Raw genomic sequence first — 18,538 nt, forward strand, 5'->3', positions numbered from 1 at the left:
CTGTGTTGCGGCCCGTGTTGCGACCCGTGTTGCGACCCATCGCGCGACCGCCGAGGCAGCCTACGCGCGCGCTGCCGAACCACTCGCGCGATCGCCGTCCGGCAGCGGCAGCACGACGGCCCACGGGTTTTCCGCGCGATGCCGCTTCTCGAATGCTTCGATTTGCGGAAGCATTTTCAGCGACGCGCCGAGCACGTCGAGCCCTTCGAGGAACATCTGGCGATGGCGCTCGTCCATTCTGAACGCGTACGTGCGGCCCAATGCGGTGCGCACGCGCTGCGCCGCCACGTCGATCGCGATGGCGCTGGTCGCCGCGTTCGACACTTCGGCCGTGATCTCGTCGATCTCTTCGGGCTTCAGCACGATGGCGAGCAGCCGGTTATTCGCCGCGTTGTAGTAGAAAATTTCACCGTAGCTCGGGGCGAGCACGGCTTCGATGCCGCTTTGCAGCAGGCCCCACACCGCATGCTCGCGGCTCGAGCCGCAACCGAAATTCGGGCCGCCGACCAGCACTTTCGCATCGGCATACGCAGGCGTATTGAGCACGAAGTCGGCGCGCTTGCTGCCATCCGGCGCAAAGCGCAGGTCGTACAACAGGCCGGCGGCGAGGCCCGATTTGTCAGTGCCGAGCAGAAACTGCTTCGGCATGATCTGGTCGGTATCGAGGTTCGCGATCGGCAGCGGGGCTGCGACGCCTTCTATGCGCGAGTAATCAGGCACGGTAGTGCTCCCCCTGTTGCTCCCAGTTGCGGATATCGGTAATGCGGCCCGCGATCGCCGCCGCGGCCGCCATCGCGGGGCTCATCAGATGCGTACGGCTATCGCGGCCCTGGCGGCCTTCGAAATTGCGGTTCGTCGTCGATGCGCAGCGCTCGCCCGGACGCAACACGTCGTCGTTCATCGCGAGACACATCGAGCAGCCGGGCTGACGCCATTCGAAGCCGGCCTTGATGAAAATGTCCGACAGCCCTTCTTGTTCCGCTTGCTGACGCACCGCGCCCGAGCCCGGCACGATCATCGCGCGCACGGTGGGCGCGACGCGCATCCCGTCGCGCAGCATCGCGGCCACGGCGCGCAGATCTTCAATGCGGCCGTTCGTGCACGAGCCGATGAATACGCGGTCGATCGGTGTGCCTTCGATCTTCGAGCCGGCCGCGAGGCCGATGTAATCGAGCGCGCGCGCGGTCGCCGCGCTCGCGATGCGATCGGCGCCATCGGCCGGCGCGGGAATCACGCCGTCGACCGGAATCGCCTGGTCGGGGCTCGTGCCCCACGTCACGTACGGTGCGACCTCGGCGGCCGCGATCGTGATCGTGCTGTCGAACGTTGCGTGCGCATCCGAGCGCAGCGAGCGCCATGCGGCGATCGCGTCTTCCATCTGCGCTTCGCCGAGGTTGCCGCGATGCGCGCGCAGATAGTCGAACGTCGTGTCGTCGGGTTCGACGAGCGAGGCGCGCGCGCCGGCCTCGACGGTCATGTTGCACAACGTCATGCGCGCTTCGATCGACATCGCACGAATCGCTTCGCCCGTATATTCGACTGCATAGCCGCGCGCGCCTTGCGCGCTGATCTTCGCGATCACGCGCAGCACGAGGTCTTTCGACGTGGTGCCGGCGGGCAAAGGACCGTCGATATGAATGCGCATCGTGCGCGCCACGCGATACGACAGCGTCTGCGTGGCAAGCACATGCTCGATTTCCGATGTGCCGATGCCGAAGCCGAGCGCGCCGAACGCGCCGTAGGTGGTGGTATGGCTATCGCCGCACAGCACGACCATGCCGGGGCGGATCAGGCCCGACTCGGGTGCGACGACGTGTTCGATGCCTTGCAGCGGATCGTTGACGTCGAACAGTTTGATGCCGTAGCGCGTGCAATTGCGCGTGAAATTGGCAGCCTGGCGCGAGGCGGCGTCGATCGCGATCACGCGTTTGCCGACCGGATCGGGTTTCGTCGGAATCACGTGATCGACGACGCCCATCTGCTGTTGCGGCCGCAGTACGCCGATACCGCGTTCGACGAGCCCGTTGAACGCCTGCGGGCTCGTGTACTCGTTCATGATGTGCAGGTCCGCGTAAAGCAGGACGTGCTCCGCGTCGAGACGGGCCACGGTGTGTGACTCGACGAGCTTCTGATACAACGTGCGCGGCACATCTCCTCCAATGGTGTGGGGCCGGGAGTGGACAGCTTTTTTTGGCTAACGACGCTGACAGCTTCGTTACGGGGGATAGTCTATACAGATGGTCGGCGCATATAATGCATTCTTCTTTAATCTATTTTTAACTTGAATTTATAAGTGGGCCGGTAAGTGGATTCGATCTCCGATCTCGCGTTCTTTGTCCAGCTCGTCAAACACGGCAGCCTGTCGGCGCTGGCCCGCGAGCTCGGCGTGACGCCGCCTGCGGTCACCGCGCGCCTGGCACGCATGGAAACGCGCCTCGGCGTGCGGCTGCTGAATCGCACCACGCGGCGGATCAGCGTCACGCAAGAGGGCGAACTGTATCTGTCGCATGGCGCGCGGTTGCTGCTCGAGTTCGAGGAGCTCGACCGCATGGTGTCGAGCGCGCGCGCGGTGCCGAAGGGCTTGTTGCGCGTCAATGCGACGTTCGGCTTCGGGCGGCGTCATATCGCGCCCGCGGTGTCCGAGTTCGCGCGGCGTTACGCGGAAGTCGAAGTGCAATTGACGCTGACCGACCGCTCGATCCGGCTTGCCGACGAAGCGTACGACGTCGGCATCTGGTTCGGCGAAGCGCCCGACTCACGCCTCGTCGCGCGCAAGATCGCGCCGAACCGGCGCTTTCTGTGTGCGTCGCCTGCTTATCTCGCACGCGCCGGCGTGCCGGCCACGCCGCGCGATCTGCACGGGCACCAATGCATCGTGCTGCGCGAAAACGACGCCGCGTACGGCACCTGGCATTTGCGCCGCGGCCGCAAGCACGAAACGATCAAGGTGCGCGGCGCGCTCAGCAGCAACGACGGCGAGACCGCGCTGGTCTGGGCGCTCGACGGTCACGGCGTGCTGATGCGCTCCGAATGGGACGTGTACCCGCATCTGCGCTCAGGCGCATTGCAGCTGGTGCTGCCCGAGTGGTCGTTGCCGGGCGCCGATGTGCATGCGGTGTATGGCGAGCGGCTCAATGTGTCGGCCAAGGTCGGTGCCTTCGTCGACTTCCTCGCGGAATGGTTCGGTCATACCGTGGACCAGATGGGCGAGACGCAAACGTGGATGGCGCACGGCGATTAGCTGCGGTGCCCGAGTCGCTTGAAAAGGCAGGCAGCAGCGCAAGTCTTGCCATCGGCCGCTCCGCTCGACGGCTTTCCGTAAGCTGGCGTGAACGGCTGTAACCGCAGACCGCCGGTGCTGCGATATGATCCGCACGGTCGCACGGCAACGCGGTCGCATGGCAACGCGGTCGCATGGCAATAAAGGCACGAACATCGTCACACGCGCACATTTTTCGCGCGACAGAACGGGGCGCAGCATGGAGGTCGATCGGATTCTCGCGGCAGCAAAGGAGCGGCATCTTGCGGGCGATTTCGCCGCGGCGCGCGACCTTTACCGGCGCGTGCTGGCTATCGGCCCAACCGACGCCGACGTGCTGCTGCGGCTCGGCGTGCTCGAACTGCAATGCGGCGCCTACGATGCCGCGCTTGCATGGCTCGACGAAGCGATCGTTCATGCGCCCGCCGTCGCGCGCCTTCACTTCGCGCGCGGCCAGGTGCTTGCGGCCGCGCAGCGATTCGCCGAAGCCGTGCGCGCCTACGAACGCGTCCTGTCGCTCGACGCGCCGTCTGCCGACCTGCTGTTCGCGATGGGCACGGCGCACGAAGCGCTCGCCGACTATCCCCGAGCCATCGACGCCTACGCACGCGCCGTCGAATTCGACGCGACGCATGTCGACGCGCTGAACAATCTCGGCAATGGCTATCGCCGGCAACATGCGCTCGACGATGCCGAACACGCGTATCGTCGGGCACTCGCGATTGCGCCGCACGATGCAAATGCACTGACGAACCTCGGCACGCTGCTGCAGGCGCGCGGCCGCATCGACGCCGCGATTCCTATGCTCGAAGCGGCAGTCAAGGCGGCACCGGCTTCGCCGTACGCGTTGCTGAACCTTGGCGTCGCGCTGATGGCGCGCCGCGATCAGGCGGGCGCCGCGACGCTTTTCGCGCGCGTGCTCGAACTCGACGCTCACTTTCCCGAGGCTGCATACAACCTCGGTAACGCCCTGCATGCGCTGGGCCACTCAGACGAAGCATCGTCGTTCTATCAACGCGAAATCGCGCTGAACCCCGCGCACGCCGATGCATATAACAATCTCGGCAATGTCCTCAAGGAACTCGGCGACGCGACGCGCGCCGCCGAAGCATTCGATCGAGCCATCGCACTGCGTCCCAATCTCGTCGCCGCGCACAACAACGCGGGCACCCTGATGCGCACGCTCGGGCGCCTCGACGAAGCGCAAACGCGTTTGCGCCGTGCACTCGAAATCGATCCGCAGCACTCGGTCACGCATAACAATCTCGGCACGGTGTTGAAGGACGCAGGCCGCCTCGAAGACGGCATCGCATGCTACCGCGAGGCATTGCGGTGCGACCCGGCCAACGTCTTGGCACACAGCAATCTGGTGTATGCGTTGACGTTCAGTGCCGAAGACCCCGAAACCCCGCTCGAAGAATGCCGCCGCTGGTCCGCGCAGCATGAAGCACGCTACCGCGCGACACGCGAGCCGCACGCGCGGCCAGGCGGCGCGGACCGCACGCGACGCCTGCGCATCGGCTACGTATCGCCCGATTTCCGCAACCATTGCCAGGCGCTGTTCATGATGCCGCTGCTGTCGCATCACGATCATGCGCGCTACGAGATTGTCTGCTATTCGAGCGTCGCGCGGCCTGACGATGTCACGGAGCAACTCAAGAGCCATGCCGACGTATGGCGCGACGTGCGCACGCTCGACGACGGGCAACTCGCGCAGCAGATCCGCGACGACCGCATCGATATCCTGCTCGATCTGACGATGCATATGTCGAACGCGCGTCCGTTGCTGTTCGCACGCAAGCCGGCGCCGGTACAGATCGCATGGCTTGCCTACCCGGGCACGACCGGCATCGATGCGATCGATTACCGGCTGACCGATCCGTGGCTCGATCCGCCGGGCAGCGATCGCCATTACAGCGAGCAATCGCTTCGTCTTGCAGATACGTTCTGGTGCTACGACCCGCTGACGTCATCGACGAAGCCGGCCGACATGCCGGACGTCAACGCGCTGCCCGCATTCGACAGCGGCTTCGTGACGTTCGGATGCCTGAACAACCCGTGCAAGCTGACTGACCGCACGCTGCAGATGTGGCGCGACGTGCTGCACGAGATCGGCACCGCACGCTTGCTGCTGATGGCGCCGCAAGGCTCGGCACGCACGCGTCTGCTCGAACGGCTCGCGTCGCACGGCATCGGCAGCGAGCGAGTGCGCTTCGTGCCGTTCCAGTCGCGCTCCGACTATCTGCGCACCTATCACGAGATCGATATCGGCCTCGACACATTCCCCTACAACGGCCATACGACGAGCCTCGACGCAAGCTGGATGGGCGTGCCGGTCGTCACGCGCGTCGGTGCGACGGCGGTCGGACGCGCGGGCCTGAGCCAGTCGATGAACCTCGGCCTCGGCGAACTCGTCGCGCACAGCGATGAGCAGTTCGTCGAGATTGCCGCACGACTCGCGCGCGACTTGCCGCGTGTCGCGCAACTGCGCGACAGCTTGCGTGCGCGTATCGCCGCTTCGCCGTTGATGGACGGCGCGCGTTTCGCGGCGCAAGTCGAAGCCGCCTATCGCGCCGCATGGGAACGCTGGTGCGACGACGCGTGAACATGAACGTAAATTCACGCGCTCATGTCGCACCATATCAGCGCCTTTTAACGGGTCTTTTGCGCGTGCGGCACTAACGCAATGCATAGTGCGCCCCGCGTTGGTGCCATACGAAGAAACCGCTTCGCATCGTTTCAGTTCGGGGTTCGACCGCCGTAATAGCGATGTGACGGCGGCATGACGCAGAGTTCGCGCGCACGCCGACGTCTGCAACCCGAACCCGAATGACAGGATGTACACGATGCGTTTGTTTGCTCCAGGAATGGCCTTGATGGGCCGCCTCAGAATGTCGCGCAAGCTCGCCCTGCTCGCGCTGCTGTTTTTGCTGCCGCTTGCGGTCTGCCTGTACGCGATTCTTCACGATGAAGTCAATTTCTATGTGTCGACGCGCGACGAACTCGACGGCGTTCGATTGCTCGAGACGAGCCAGGCGCTGCTGAAAGCGGTGCAGAAACGCCGCGGCGCGAGCGCGTCGCTGATGGCCGGCAATCAGTCGATACGGCCTGCGTTCGATGCGGCGAATGCCGACGCCGAGCGCCTCATGGCAACACTGCGCGCACAGGCGGCGCAAACGAAGTCGTTCGATCTCGCCACGCAAACGGACGCATTGTCCGCGCAATATGCGCAGCTTGCGCAGATGCCGCTGAGCGGCTCGGGCAAGGACGTCTTCGACGCACATACGGCGCTCGTGCGGGCCATCTTCGCGTTCACCGCCGATCTCGCCGACGCGTCGCAACTCGCGCTCGATCCCGAGGCCGCGACCTACTATCTGGCCAACCTGGTGGTGCTGTCGCTGCCCGACACGGCCGAAATGGCCGGCATTGCGCGCGGCAAGGGCGCGGCGGCGCTCGCGGCCGCCAGAAGCGAGGGTCGCTTGAGCGATGCGGACCGCGCGGCGCTCGGCGTTCATGTGGCCTTTCTGCGCGATCAGATCGACATCGTCCGGCGTGACCTGAAGCGCGTGCAACGCGCACTGGGCACGAGCGACGGCGCAACGACCGTGCAGGGCCTGAGCCTCGACGACGCCGACGCCTTCGGCAAGATGATCGAGGGCCTCGCATCGAACCCGAACGCGCCGATGCCGGAGTCGAATGCGTACTTCGATTCCGGCACGCGTGCCGTCGATGCGGTCTATCGCGTGCATGGTCAATTGTCCGCATTGCTGAAATCGCTGCTCGACGCACGGGCGCACGCGCAGGCCGTGCATATCGCCGTGCTAAGCATGCTGAGCGTGGTGTCGGTGGGCGTCGCGCTGTATCTGTTCGTCGCGTTCGCGCGCCGAACCGGCGCCGATGTGAACGCGCTCGCCGGCAGCATGGAGCAGGCGGGCGCCGGCGACCTGCGTGGCCGGCTCGATGCAAGCGGCCGCGACGAACTCGCGTCGATCAAGCTGCGCATGAACGAACTGCTCGCGGCGCTCAGCCGCACGATTACGACCACGAGGACAAGCGCCGAATCGGTGCTGACCGGCAGTCAGGAAATCGCGGCCGGCAACCTCGATCTGTCGCGGCGCACCGAGGAACAGGCGGCGTCGCTCGAAGAGACCGCGGCCAGCATGGAGCAGCTGACCGCCACCGTGCGCCACAACGCCGACAACGCAAAACAGGCCGGGCTGCTGAGCCGCGAAGCGTCGACGAAAGCCACGGCGAGCGGCGACGTGATCACGCGCGCCGTCGACGTGATGAACGAAATCGGCCGGCGTTCGACGGAGATGGCCGCGATGATCTCGACGATCGAAGCGATTGCCTTTCAAACGAATATTCTCGCGCTCAATGCAGCCGTCGAAGCGGCGCGCGCGGGCGAGCAGGGCAAGGGCTTCGCGGTCGTGGCGGCCGAAGTGCGCACGCTTGCGCATCGCACCGCGAGCGCGGCGAAAGACGTGAAGGAGATGATCGAACGTTCGTCGGCGAGCGTCGAAGGCGGCACGCGGCTCTTCGCCGATGCGCATACGGCGATTCGCAGCGTGATCGAATCGGTGACGAACGTCGATGCGATCGTCAATGAAATTGCCGGCGCGTCGCTGCAGCAGGGCGAAGGGATCGAACAGGTCAATATCGCGATTACGCAGCTCGACCGCACCACGCAGCAGAATGCGGCGCTCGTCGAACAGGCCGCTGCCGCAAGCACGTCGCTGAAAGAGCAGGCACTGATGATGGAGGAAGTCGTCGCGACATTTCAGATCGACGCGTAACGTCGCGGCGAGAATTGCGCTTATGCTAATGATTTAGGCCGTTGATCGGGCCGGTGGCGCATACGCCGCTCGGTCCGCGGCGAGGAGAGCGCAATGTCGTATGTCTACAGGTTTGTCGCGTCGCCGGTCGGTAAGCTGAAGCTCGTCGCGCGCGGCGAGTGCCTTGTGGCGATTCTGTGGGAAAACGACCGGCCGGGCCGCGTGAGGCTCGGCGAGATGCGGGAGGTGGACGATCACCCGGTGCTGGTCGAAACCGCGCGCCAGCTCGACGAATACTTCGCCGGCACGCGCACGCGTTTCGACGTGGCCACAGAGTTTATCGGCACCGACTTCCAGAAGAAAGTGTGGAGCGCGCTGCTGACCATTCCATTTGGCGAGACGCGCAGCTACCGCGAGATTGCCGTGCAGATCGGCGACGTGAACGCGACGCGCGCGGTCGGCGCGGCGAACGGCCGCAACCCGATTTCGATTATCGCGCCGTGCCATCGCGTGATCGGCGCGTCTGGCGATCTGACCGGCTTCGCCGGCGGCATACAGACCAAAGCCGCATTGATTGCGCTCGAAGCGGGCGCGGTGCAGCCGTCGCTGATTTGAGCGCGGTTGCGGTTGCGATTCCTTCTAAAGGAGACACTCGATGTCACGCACTACCGCAGAAAAGCGCGCTGCTTTCCGCGCATTGCACGCGTCAGGCTGTTTTATCCTGCCGAACCCGTGGGATGCGGGCAGCGCCCGCTATTTGCAGTCGCTCGGCTTCAAGGCGCTTGCCACGACGAGCGCAGGCTTCGCATGGTCGAGCGGGCGCGAGGACAACAATCTGCCGCGCGACGCAATCCTTGCGCATCTGCGCCAGATGGTCGAGGCGACCGATCTGCCGATCAACGCGGATTTCGAAAGCGGCTTCGGCACCGATGCCGAAGGCGTGGCGCAAAGCGTTGCGCTTGCGGTCGAAGCGGGGGTCGCAGGGTTATCGATCGAAGATTCGACCGGGCGCGCCGACATGCCGCTTTTTCCAATCGATGTGGCAGTGGAACGGCTGCGCGCGGCGCGTCGCGCAATCGACCAGACTGGCGGCGACACGCTGCTTGTGGCGCGCGCGGAGAATTTCTTCGCTGGCGTACCCGATCTCGACGATACGCTCGCGCGCCTGAGGGCCTATGCGGCGGCCGGCGCCGATTGCCTGTACGCGCCCGGAATTCGCACGCGCGAGCAGATCGAAGCCGTGGTGGCCGCGGTCGCGCCGAAACCGGTAAATCTGTTGATCGGCGGGAATTCGTCGTTCACGTTACGCGATATCGAGGCGTTGGGCGTGCGGCGTATCAGCACCGGCGGCGGGTTGGCGCGCGCCGCTTGGGGTGGATTGATGCGCGCGGCGCAGCCGCTTGCCGACGGGCGTTTCGAGGGCTTTCCCGATGCGCCGAGCGGTGGCGACATCAACCGGTTGTTCGGCCCAGACGCTTGAACGCGGAGTTCGGACGCGGCCCGCGAAACACTACGCGTCGATCAGCTTACGACATGGGTCGAACGCTGGTAAGCGTCGATGCGCGATCGAGCGACAAACCGGCGAGGCCGCGAGTTCACCGCTCGGATTGCAGCGCCGCGTGCTGACTAACACGCCTCTCAGTCGCGATACGAAGTATCGATCCGGTCGAGCTTGCGCAACAGCGCAGGCCATTCCATGACGCCATAGGGACGGCGCGTCTGCGGCTGATAATTCATATACGTTTCCTCGAGTACCTTCTTCGGTACCGGATTCAGCTCGACATTGCAGGCCATTGCCGCAAGCTGCGACCGGCACGACAGTTCGAGCCGGTGCATCGCGTTGAACGCTTCTGGAATCGTCTTGCCGACCGTCAGCAGCCCATGGTTGCGCAAAATCAGCGCATTGTTGTCGCCGAGGTCGTGCACAAGCGATTCGCGTTCCGATGTATCGAGGACGACACCGAAATAGTCGTGGTAACCGATCTTGTAGAAGCGCATCGATGTTTGTGTAAGCGGCAGCAGGCCGCACTTGAGCGACGACACCGCCATACCCGGCCAGCTATGCGTATGAATCACACAGTTGATGTCGGGCTTCGCTTCGTGAATGGCGCCGTGAATGACATAGCCCGCGCGGTTGATGCCATAGTCGGAGCCGACAAACGCGGGCTTGCTGATGATGTTGCCTTCATGATCGATCTTGATCAGGCTCGATGCAGTGATCTCTTCATAGAGCATTCCGTATGCGTTGATCAGGAACGCGTCGTTTTCGCCGGGCACGCGCGCGGAGATGTGATTGGCAATCATGTCCGACATGCCGTACAACTCGACGAGCCGGTAGCAGGCGGCCAGATCGACGCGCACTTGCCACTCGGCTTCGGAACAGTGTTCGCGCATGGACGGGATGGAAAATTCCGTTTGCTTCGTCATAAAAAGACTCCTGCTGATCGGTACAGCGAAACCGGCGGGCGAGGCGCCCGCGATGAGAAGAAAGCGTGTCGAGACGTGGCGGCGTTCATGGCTGCATCTGAACGTCGCTCTTGCGCAGGCTCAACGTGGCGATCAGCGTGCAGGCGATGCAGGCCGACGCATACAGGTAGAACCCGCTTTCGTGGCCGATGCTCTTGAACCAGAGCCCCGCGTACGAGGCCGTGCCGCCGAAGATTGCGGTCGCAACCGAATACGGCACGCCGACGCCGAGCGCACGCAGCCGTGCCGGAAAAATCTCCGCCTTCACGACCGAGCACACCGACGAGTAGCCGGACACGATCATCAGCGCAAATGCGAGCAGAAAGAACGCGGTCATTTCATCGCGCGTATGGGCGAGCGCCGTGAGCAGCGGGTAGGTGCCGAACGTGCCGGCAACGCCGAACCAGAGCAACAGTGCGCGACGGACAATGCGATCGGACAACGCGCCGAACAGCGGCTGCACGACCATGAAAAGCGCGAGCGTGGACAGCGAGATCCATGAGCTTTGCCCGGCGGTCAAGCCAACCGTGTTGACCAGGTAGTTATGCATGTAGACCGTATAGGTGAAGAACGCGAGCGTGCCGCCCGTCGTGAGGCCGAATACGAGCAGCACCGGCCGCCAGTGTTTGCTTAGTTCGGCGAGGTGCAGCTCGCGTTTGGCTTTCTCGGACAGCGCGCGGAAGTCGGGTGTTTCATCGATATTGCGGCGCACCCACCACGCGACGAGCGCGAGTCCGGCGCCCGTCACGAAAGGCACGCGCCAGCCCCACTCGACGAGTTGCGCATGCGTGAACACAAGGTCTTGCAGCACGACCTGCACCATGGTCGCGAGCAACTGGCCGAGAATCAGCGTCACGTAATGGAAACTGCTGTAGAAGCCGCGGTGCCCCGGCTTTGCGATCTCGCTCAGATACACCGAACTCGCGCCATACTCGCCGCCGAGAGAAAAGCCCTGCACGAGGCGCGCGAGCAGCAGCACCACGGGCGCGGCAAAGCCGATCTGCGGATAAGTCGGGCACAGGCCGATCGCGAGCGACCCCGCGCACATCAGCGCAACCGATAACGTGAGCCCTGCGCGGCGGCCACGACGATCGGCGTAAAGGCCGATCATCCAGCTGCCGACCGGGCGCAACAGGAAGCCGAGAGCGAAGATCGCGGCTGCGCTCAGCAACTGGATCGTGCGGTTCTCGCGCGGAAAGAACGATGCCGCGAAGTAGATGGAAAAGGTCGTGTAGACGTGGAAGTCGTACCACTCGATCAGATTGCCGATCGAGCCGCCGACAATCGACTTGACCGCGGTGCGCCGGCGTGCGGCGCGACGTTTGGCATCGTCGAGATCGTCGGCGGCAGCAGCGGCCGTCGACGTACCGAAGGAATCGTGCATGTGTAGTCTCCTTTTACTCAATGTGTGTCTGCAGTCGATGCTGCCGCGATTCGCCATGTTTCTTTATCCCGTTCCCCGGCGCTTCATGCAGTGACTTCATGCCGCACCCGATCGCAGGACGCGCGCTGGAAATGCGACGAGCAGCAGGGCCGCACCGCACGCGATGACGGCGCCGAGCACGACGAGCCCGATGCCGAAACCTTGCGGGCCCTTGCTCATCCAGCCGAGCGCCGCGGTGCTGAGCGCGCCGCCCAGCGAACCGATCACATTGACGAGCGCGATGCCCGCCGCGGCGGTTTCGCGAGGAAGATAAGTGGGCGGTATCGACCAGAACACCGCGAGGCACGAGTAATGTCCGGCCGACGCGACGGCGAGCAGCGCGAGCGCGACAGTCGTATCGCCACGGAAATGCGGCAGCAGCGCAAGCGCGCCGGCCGCCGCGAATAGCGCGAGGGCCGCGTGCCAGCGGCGCTCGAGCGTGCGATCGGAATGGCGGCCGACGGCCAGCATCACGACGATACCGACGAGCGCCGGAATTGCCGCGAGCACACCGACGTTGGCAACCTGCGCGATGCCCGAATTGCGGATAACGACCGGCGCCCAGAACGCGAGCGTGTTGCCGAGCGAAAAGCTGCACGCGAATGTGAACCCCGCGCAGAACACGCGCGGATCGCGCGCGATCACTCGCAATGCCGAAGCTTTTGCCTGATGCGCGACGCGGCGTGTCTTCTGCGCATCGTCGGCAGCCAGTTGCGCGAGCACGAAGGCCTGTTCGCTTGCGTCGAGCCACGCCGCCTGCTGCGGCCGGTCGCTAAGCGCGAAATAGACGATTACGCCGAACAGCACCGAGGGCAGCCCTTCGAGCATGAAGAGCCACTGCCAGCCGCGCAGTCCAAGGTCGCCGCCGAACGCATGCATGATCCAGCCCGACAGTGGGGTACCCACGATCGCCGCGATCGGGATGCTCAGATAGAAAATCGACGTCATGCGCGCACGGCGCCGCGCGGGAAACCAGTAGCTCAGATACAGAAAGATGCCTGGAGTGAAGCCCGCTTCGGCGACGCCGATCAGAAAACGCACGATGTAAAACTGCATTGGTGTGCGCACGAACATCGTCATCGTCGATAGCACGCCCCATGCGACCATGATGCGCAGAAAAGTCTTACGCACGCCGATGCGGTCGAGTAACAGATTGCTGGGGATTTCGAACAGCACGTAGCCGACGAACAGCAGCCCGGCGCCGAGCCCGTAAGCCGCATCGCTGAAGCCGAGGTCCGATTTGAACTGCAATTGCGCGATGCCGATGTTGATGCGGTCGAGATAGTTGAGGATGTAGCAGAACACGAGCAGCGGCAGAATCCGCCATGCGATCTTGCGATAGATCGCGCGCTCGCGCCGTGCGTCGGCGGATGAGCCGGCAATGTCCGTGGAAGAAGGCACGGACGGCGATACGATGCGGGCGTTCATGTTGGCTTGTCTCCGTTGTTTGACTTTGGCGCTTACTGCGCGTGGCGTCGCGTTTGCGCGTGTCCGTCTATGAGCGCGTCGAGGAGCGGGCAGTGGTCCGTCATCGCGTTGCGAGTTGCTGTGGTTCGCGCGGATGCGACCCGTGCGAATGCGCTTGCGCCTCGTTGATGAGCGGCTCGCCGCGGTTGAAACGTGCGAGGTTGTCGAGCCAGATGCGGCCGACCGCCGCGTAGTGGCTGTCCGCGTGTCCCGCCGTGTGCGGGGTGACCAGTACGTTCGGCAGATCCCATAGCGGCGAGGCCGCGTCGAGCGGCTCGTGCTCGAACACATCGAGATATGCGCCGGCGACGGTGCCCGCGCGCAGTGCCGCGATCAGATCGGCTTCGACGACCACTTCGCCGCGTGCGACGTTGATCAGATGCGCGCCAGGCCGTAGCAGCCGCAGGCGACGGGCGTCGATAAGCCGCGCGGTCAGCGGTGAAAGCGGGCAGGCGAGGATCAGCCAGTCGGTGTTGGGCAAAGCGCGGTCGATCTCGGCGAATGCGATGCTGCGATGAGCCGTAGCTTCGTTTTCGGTCAGGCGGCCGTTGCCGCTTGCGGCGAGTTCGCGACGCACGACGGTTACGTTCATTTCGAGCGCATCGAGCAGCTTCGCGAGCCGCTGGCCGATCGCGCCATAGCCGACGATCAGTGCGTTCTGGCCCGCGAGATCGCGTGGTGTGTCGTCGTCGAGCAGCGGTTTCCATGCGTGCTCGCGTTGCGCGGCCTGCAGTCGTGGCAGACGCCGCGCGAGCGAGAGCAGGCCGGCGAGCGCCGAGTGCGCGACGGGGCGCGCATTCGCACCGGCCGACGTCGTGACGCGCACGCCGCGTCGCAGCAGTTCCGGATAGATCGGCCGGTCGAGGCCGGCCGAATGCGCGTGCACCCAGCGCAAACCTGGCGAGGCAAGCAACGCATCGTAGAAGTGCTGCGTCTCGGCGGTTACGACGGCCTTTGTCGAGCGCCCCGTCACGTCGCGGCTGATCAATGCGGCGATTGGCGCGACCGGAACAATGGGTGCGGCTTTCGCAACATCGCGCGAGCCGTCTGCGCGCGCCGGACCCGCGTCTACGATGTCGTCGGGTGTAATGATCCGGTAGGGTGCCGCATGCAGCGTCTTTGCAATGGCATCGCCGAAATGCTGTGCGGCGTAGCGGGAAAGCAGAATGTCCAAGGGGCGCTTCGTCTCCATGATGTTCAAATGCTGTCTTGTCGTTATTGTTTTGCGTGGCCGACGCGCGCGGCTATCTCGTTAAGGAAAAGCGCAAGCGCGAACGGCTTATTCTGACGCCCTCCAGCGCGCGTGCTGATCTCTTTGGTGAACGCACCGTTTCCATCTGGTTAACGCTCGCCGTGTCGTGCCGCCGTACCATGAGGTCGCGCGCCGCCCCGGTCGATACGGCTTCGAGACGTCGCGCCGCTCGCAGACACTACGAACACGACCCATGACGAAACCTTGCCTCGGACCTTTGCCGACGCCGGCTGCCCGGCCAATCACGATGCCGCCGCATGCCTGCGATTGCCATGCGCACGTATTCGGCCCGTATGCGCGCTTTGCACTTGCCGACGAGCGCAGCTATACGCCGCCGGAAAACCCCGCGGACCGCTTTATCGCGCATCTCGACGGCCTCGGCTTCGAGCGCGGCGTGCTCGTGACAGCGAGCGTCTACGGGACGGACAACGCGTCGCTCGTCGATGCACTGCAGCGCTTTCCCGCGCGTTTGCGCGGCGTTGCGGTGCTCGGTGCGGATACGCCGGAAGCGGAACTCGACGCCCTGACCGAGCATGGCGTGCGCGCGGCGCGTTTCAATCTGTTTCGCCGCGACGGGCAGGCGGTTTACCGCAACGGCGCGGGACTCGACGCATTGCGCGCGTTGGCGCCGCCAAAGCTTGCCGCGCGCGGCTGGCATGCGCAGATCTGGGTTCACGCGCCCGATCTGCCCGAGCTCGAACCGCTGTTACGCGCACTCTCGATCGGCCTTGTGATCGACCACATGGGGCGCATGAGCGTCGCGAACGGCACTGCCGACGCAGGCTTCCAGCGCCTTATCGCGATGCTCGCCGATGGCGCGGCCTGGACGAAGATTTCGGGCGCCGATCGCGTCAGCGCGCAGGGAGCGCCTTACGACGACGTCGCGCCGTTCTTCGATGCGATTCTCGCGGCGAACCCGCAGCAGGTCGTATGGGGCAGCGACTGGCCGCATGTCAACTACTTCGACGCGGCGCGGATGCCCGACGATGCCGTGCTGCTCGAGCGCTTCGCGCGCGCGGTGCCGGACGAGTCGTTGCGGCGCGCGATTCTCGTCGACAACCCCGCGCGCCTGTACGGCTTTGCCAGTTGAGGCGACCAGTGAGGTCGTGCCGAGGCGGCTGCCTGGTGGCGCTGAGTGGGTCGCTGAGTGGCTCGCTGAGGTAGGCCCTCAGGCGGTCATTGTCGCTCGTCGAGGCGTGCCCTGAAGCGCGGCGCGTATCATCGCAAAAGCGGCAGCGCGCCACGCGCGGCCACGTGCCCTTACGACTGATAGCGCATCACATGAAAATGGATTTGTTGGGCTTGCAGATGCTCGTCTCGGCGATCGAATCGAAGAGCCTTTCCAAGGCGGCCGAGCGCGAGAATCTGGCGACGTCGGCGGCCAGCAAGCGCATTGCCGAACTCGAGCGGCGTCTGGGCGCCGTGCTGCTCTTGCGGCATGCACGGGGCGTCGAGCCGACCCCTGCCGGCGCTGCGCTTTATCACCGTGCGAAGGCGATTCTGCGCAGCGTCGAGCTAGCGCAGAACAACGTTGCCGAATTTGGTGCGGGCGGCATGCCGAAGATACGTCTGGCCGCGAACCGCTCGTCGATCATTCAATACTTGCCGCAAGTGCTGAGCCGCTATTTCGCGAGCGAACCGGGCGCGCAGATCGACTTGCAGGAACGGTATAGCTACGACATTCCGCGGCTCGTGACCGACGCCGAAGCGGACCTCGGCATTTACCATGCGCTGACGCCGGCGCCCGGCGTTCACTCGCTGCCATACCGGCAGGATCGCGTCGCGCTGGTCGTGCCGCTCGATCATCCGCTTGCGCGTCTCGACGAGACGACGCTTGAGTCGGCGAAGGACTACCCGTTCGTCGGCTACTTTCCGCGTCACTCGTACGAGGCGTTTTTGTCGCTTGCCGAAGCGAGCTTGTCGCAGCCGTTGAATGTACGCATCGAGGTGTCGGATTATGAAGCGCGTTGCCGGCTGATTCGCGAGCAGATCGGCATCGGAATCATGCCGGAGCTGATCGCCGCCACCTATCTTTCGCGCTATGGGTTGAAGGCGATTCGCCTGCTTGACGACTGGGCGTGCCGGCAGTTCTATATCTGTATGTCGGCGACCGAGCGCAGCGCGCTTCGGCCCGCCATTGCGGCGTTTGTCGATCAGTTGCTGGCGGCCTGAGCCGAGCGCGTGGTCTGCGATTTTCGCTAGCTATGACTATCGACCCATGCCTCGGCCCATTCGAGGCCGACGGTTTCCGCTTCTTCTTCGGTGTTGACGTGCGCAAGAATGCCCGACGCTTCGACGACCTTCGCGCCGGATGTGATCGTGCCGCTCGCCGCATAACCATCCTGCTGGCGGATCGCATGACCCCAGATCGAATAGCCCTTGTAGTACCGCGCTTGCATTAGCGCGTGACCTGAGCCGTCGCGCCGCCGGTGCCGACGCGCAACACATTGCCTTCCGGCGTGACGATGCGCGGAATGTCCTCGAAGTGCGAGAGGTCGTGCTTCGGCGCCGGGACTTCGTTGTGCTTGAGACGGCTCGCATCGATGGCGGGTGTCGTTGCGTGACGCGTGCCTTCGTTCGCGGCCGGGTTTCGAGGCTGACTCGCCGCTTCGTGTGAGCCTTGCGGCGAACCCTGTTGCAAACTGCGCTGCGCAGTTTGATGTTGATGCGGCGCCGACGCACTGCGATGCGCGAGCACCTTCCGGCGATGCGGCGTCGTCGCGCTCTTGCCGATCAGATGCGCGCCTCGCCGCGCTTCCGGCGTATGTCCGGCAGGCAGCCGCGCTTCGGGCGGATTCCAGATTTCGATGATGCGTTCGCCGGCAAAAGCAGCGGGCGCGGCAGCGAGCAGCGACGTGGCAAGCAAGCGCGAAGCGAGCAGGGCCGGCGAGGACGCCGGAAGGCGAACCGGAGCCCGAAGCACTCGAAGCACGGCGCTCATCGAAAGTCGCAGCATGTCAATCTCCATTCCGCTTACTCCTTTCCGCTCATCCCTTTTGCTGACGCTTTTCGCCAGACCGCTCATCGATCACTGCAACCGCGCATTGTCCATTCAAGCGGCAACTCACGCTCCGGCCGACGCACGAGCCGTCACAGCCTGTGCAAAAGTGTTTATCGCGCAACATATGGCCATCGACGCGCCATGAATTGTACGCGGCCGCCCGGCGGTTCCGACCGACCGGCCGTTTTCGCGTGCATGAAACGTCGGCTCGCCGTCTTTGCCGCGCCGGATTGCGCCGTCGACGACGGCGGTGCCGAACGCGGCCCTCAGGCGGGCGACGAGGGCAGCGATTTTGGGCATGGGAGGCGGCGCGGGTTTCAAGGCGATGATCGAGCAGGCATCACGGTTAGGCTGCGCATAGGATACTGTATAAATATACAGGTGTCACGCGTTGTCGCGAGGTTGTCGCGAGCGCACGTTGTGCAGGGAAACGGAATTCGTGAGACTGGAGCGAACTTCGTGAGACTGAAAAGACCGAATTGATGAGACTGCCGGGATTGTCCTCCCGGCCGATCTACGGCAGAGCAGCTGCAAATCAAGGGGCGCCGAGATGCTGTTCCACGACAGCCAGCGCAATGACGAATTCGCGAATGTATGTCGTCCGGTGCCTGGCAGACTCAAACCGACCCTGAAGGGACATCGGGTCAGCGTGCGATGAATGACCGTTTCCGGTACACGCAGGCTCCCAGAAGCAGCGCCGTTCCAGTTAGCGCAGTGGCGATAATCTTTTTTTGCATAGCTGGTTGTCCTTTCGACACCGGAGCGATGAATATACTAATCGTCTCGGACGAAAAATCGAGCCGAGTAGTCAATTCGACGCTTACGGAAGGCTAGTGCAAGCCGATTTCGACTCTCGCTCGGCTGCTGGTCGCCCGCGTTGGGCTCAGGTCGACCC

15 protein-coding genes and 1 pseudogene are annotated in these 18,538 nt (G+C 64.3%); 7 read left to right on the forward strand and 9 right to left on the reverse strand.

Features of this window, described 5'->3' with window-relative positions; genetic code table 11:
* Positions 1-60 precede the first annotated feature (60 nt).
* Both leuD and leuC read right to left on the reverse strand, forming a co-directional pair.
* The gene (gene leuD / locus QYH69_RS01640) at positions 61-720 is read right to left on the reverse strand and encodes a 3-isopropylmalate dehydratase small subunit (RefSeq protein ID WP_308830174.1); all 660 of its coding nucleotides are present in this window, start codon (positions 718-720) and stop codon (positions 61-63) included.
* Positions 713-2,149 (reverse strand): 3-isopropylmalate dehydratase large subunit, encoded by a 1,437-nt coding sequence (gene leuC / locus QYH69_RS01645; RefSeq protein WP_308830175.1) that lies wholly within the window; start codon positions 2,147-2,149, stop codon positions 713-715. Before leuC ends, leuD begins: the two co-directional genes overlap by 8 nt.
* Before the next feature lie 156 nt (positions 2,150-2,305).
* On the opposite strand from leuC, the gene QYH69_RS01650 reads away from it, so the two are divergent.
* From QYH69_RS01650 to QYH69_RS01670, 5 genes and pseudogenes are all read left to right on the forward strand, one after another.
* Positions 2,306-3,241 carry a LysR family transcriptional regulator gene (locus tag QYH69_RS01650; RefSeq protein ID WP_308830176.1) on the forward strand — a complete coding sequence of 312 codons (936 nt, stop codon included), beginning with the start codon at positions 2,306-2,308 and terminating at the stop codon, positions 3,239-3,241.
* A gap of 157 nt (positions 3,242-3,398) precedes the next feature.
* Positions 3,399-5,864 carry a tetratricopeptide repeat protein gene (locus QYH69_RS01655; RefSeq protein WP_308830177.1) on the forward strand — a complete coding sequence of 822 codons (2,466 nt, stop codon included), beginning with the start codon at positions 3,399-3,401 and terminating at the stop codon, positions 5,862-5,864.
* A 271-nt stretch (positions 5,865-6,135) separates the two neighbouring features.
* A complete protein-coding gene (locus QYH69_RS01660) occupies positions 6,136-8,055 on the forward strand; it encodes a methyl-accepting chemotaxis protein (protein WP_308830178.1) in 1,920 nt (639 codons plus the stop codon).
* 93 nt (positions 8,056-8,148) lie between these two features.
* A pseudogene (locus tag QYH69_RS01665) lies at positions 8,149-8,625 on the forward strand (methylated-DNA--[protein]-cysteine S-methyltransferase); the annotation flags it as partial.
* A 64-nt stretch (positions 8,626-8,689) separates the two neighbouring features.
* Entirely contained in the window at positions 8,690-9,514 is an 825-nt protein-coding gene (locus QYH69_RS01670; RefSeq protein WP_308830179.1) for an isocitrate lyase/phosphoenolpyruvate mutase family protein, read from the forward strand.
* Positions 9,515-9,672: 158 nt separating this feature from the next.
* On the opposite strand, the gene QYH69_RS01675 is transcribed toward QYH69_RS01670, so the two are convergent.
* The 4 genes from QYH69_RS01675 to QYH69_RS01690 form a co-directional block, all read right to left on the reverse strand.
* Positions 9,673-10,461, reverse strand: a complete 789-nt coding sequence (locus tag QYH69_RS01675) for a class II aldolase/adducin family protein (RefSeq protein WP_308830180.1) — start codon at positions 10,459-10,461, stop codon at positions 9,673-9,675.
* Between the two features lie 85 nt (positions 10,462-10,546).
* Entirely contained in the window at positions 10,547-11,884 is a 1,338-nt protein-coding gene (locus QYH69_RS01680) for an MFS transporter (protein ID WP_308830181.1), read from the reverse strand.
* Positions 11,885-11,980: 96 nt separating this feature from the next.
* Positions 11,981-13,351 carry an MFS transporter gene (locus QYH69_RS01685; protein WP_308830182.1) on the reverse strand — a complete coding sequence of 457 codons (1,371 nt, stop codon included), beginning with the start codon at positions 13,349-13,351 and terminating at the stop codon, positions 11,981-11,983.
* A gap of 100 nt (positions 13,352-13,451) precedes the next feature.
* Positions 13,452-14,564: a D-2-hydroxyacid dehydrogenase gene (locus QYH69_RS01690; RefSeq protein WP_308830183.1), complete on the reverse strand. Its 1,113-nt coding sequence runs from the start codon at positions 14,562-14,564 to the stop codon at positions 13,452-13,454.
* Between the two features lie 271 nt (positions 14,565-14,835).
* Between QYH69_RS01690 and QYH69_RS01695 the strand changes: the two genes are divergently transcribed.
* Together QYH69_RS01695 and QYH69_RS01700 are read left to right on the forward strand one after the other, a co-directional pair.
* Positions 14,836-15,732, forward strand: a complete 897-nt coding sequence (locus QYH69_RS01695) for an amidohydrolase family protein (protein WP_308830184.1) — start codon at positions 14,836-14,838, stop codon at positions 15,730-15,732.
* 191 nt (positions 15,733-15,923) lie between these two features.
* Complete coding sequence (locus QYH69_RS01700; RefSeq protein ID WP_075156002.1) at positions 15,924-16,814, forward strand: LysR family transcriptional regulator; 891 nt, start codon at positions 15,924-15,926, stop codon at positions 16,812-16,814.
* 26 nt (positions 16,815-16,840) lie between these two features.
* Here QYH69_RS01700 and QYH69_RS01705 read toward each other — a convergent pair whose 3' ends face one another.
* From QYH69_RS01705 to QYH69_RS01715, 3 genes are all read right to left on the reverse strand, one after another.
* Positions 16,841-17,041, reverse strand: a complete 201-nt coding sequence (locus QYH69_RS01705) for a hypothetical protein (RefSeq protein WP_075156003.1) — start codon at positions 17,039-17,041, stop codon at positions 16,841-16,843.
* On the reverse strand, positions 17,041-17,610 hold the full coding sequence (locus QYH69_RS01710; RefSeq protein WP_308830185.1) for a hypothetical protein: 570 nt from the start codon (positions 17,608-17,610) through the stop codon (positions 17,041-17,043). Before QYH69_RS01710 ends, QYH69_RS01705 begins: the two co-directional genes overlap by 1 nt.
* Positions 17,611-17,706: 96 nt before the next feature.
* The gene (locus QYH69_RS01715) at positions 17,707-17,943 is read right to left on the reverse strand and encodes a hypothetical protein (protein ID WP_308830186.1); all 237 of its coding nucleotides are present in this window, start codon (positions 17,941-17,943) and stop codon (positions 17,707-17,709) included.
* Positions 17,944-18,538 lie beyond the last annotated feature (595 nt).

Source organism: Paraburkholderia sp. SARCC-3016 (genome assembly GCF_031119615.1).
Lineage (GTDB): Bacteria > Pseudomonadota > Gammaproteobacteria > Burkholderiales > Burkholderiaceae > Paraburkholderia.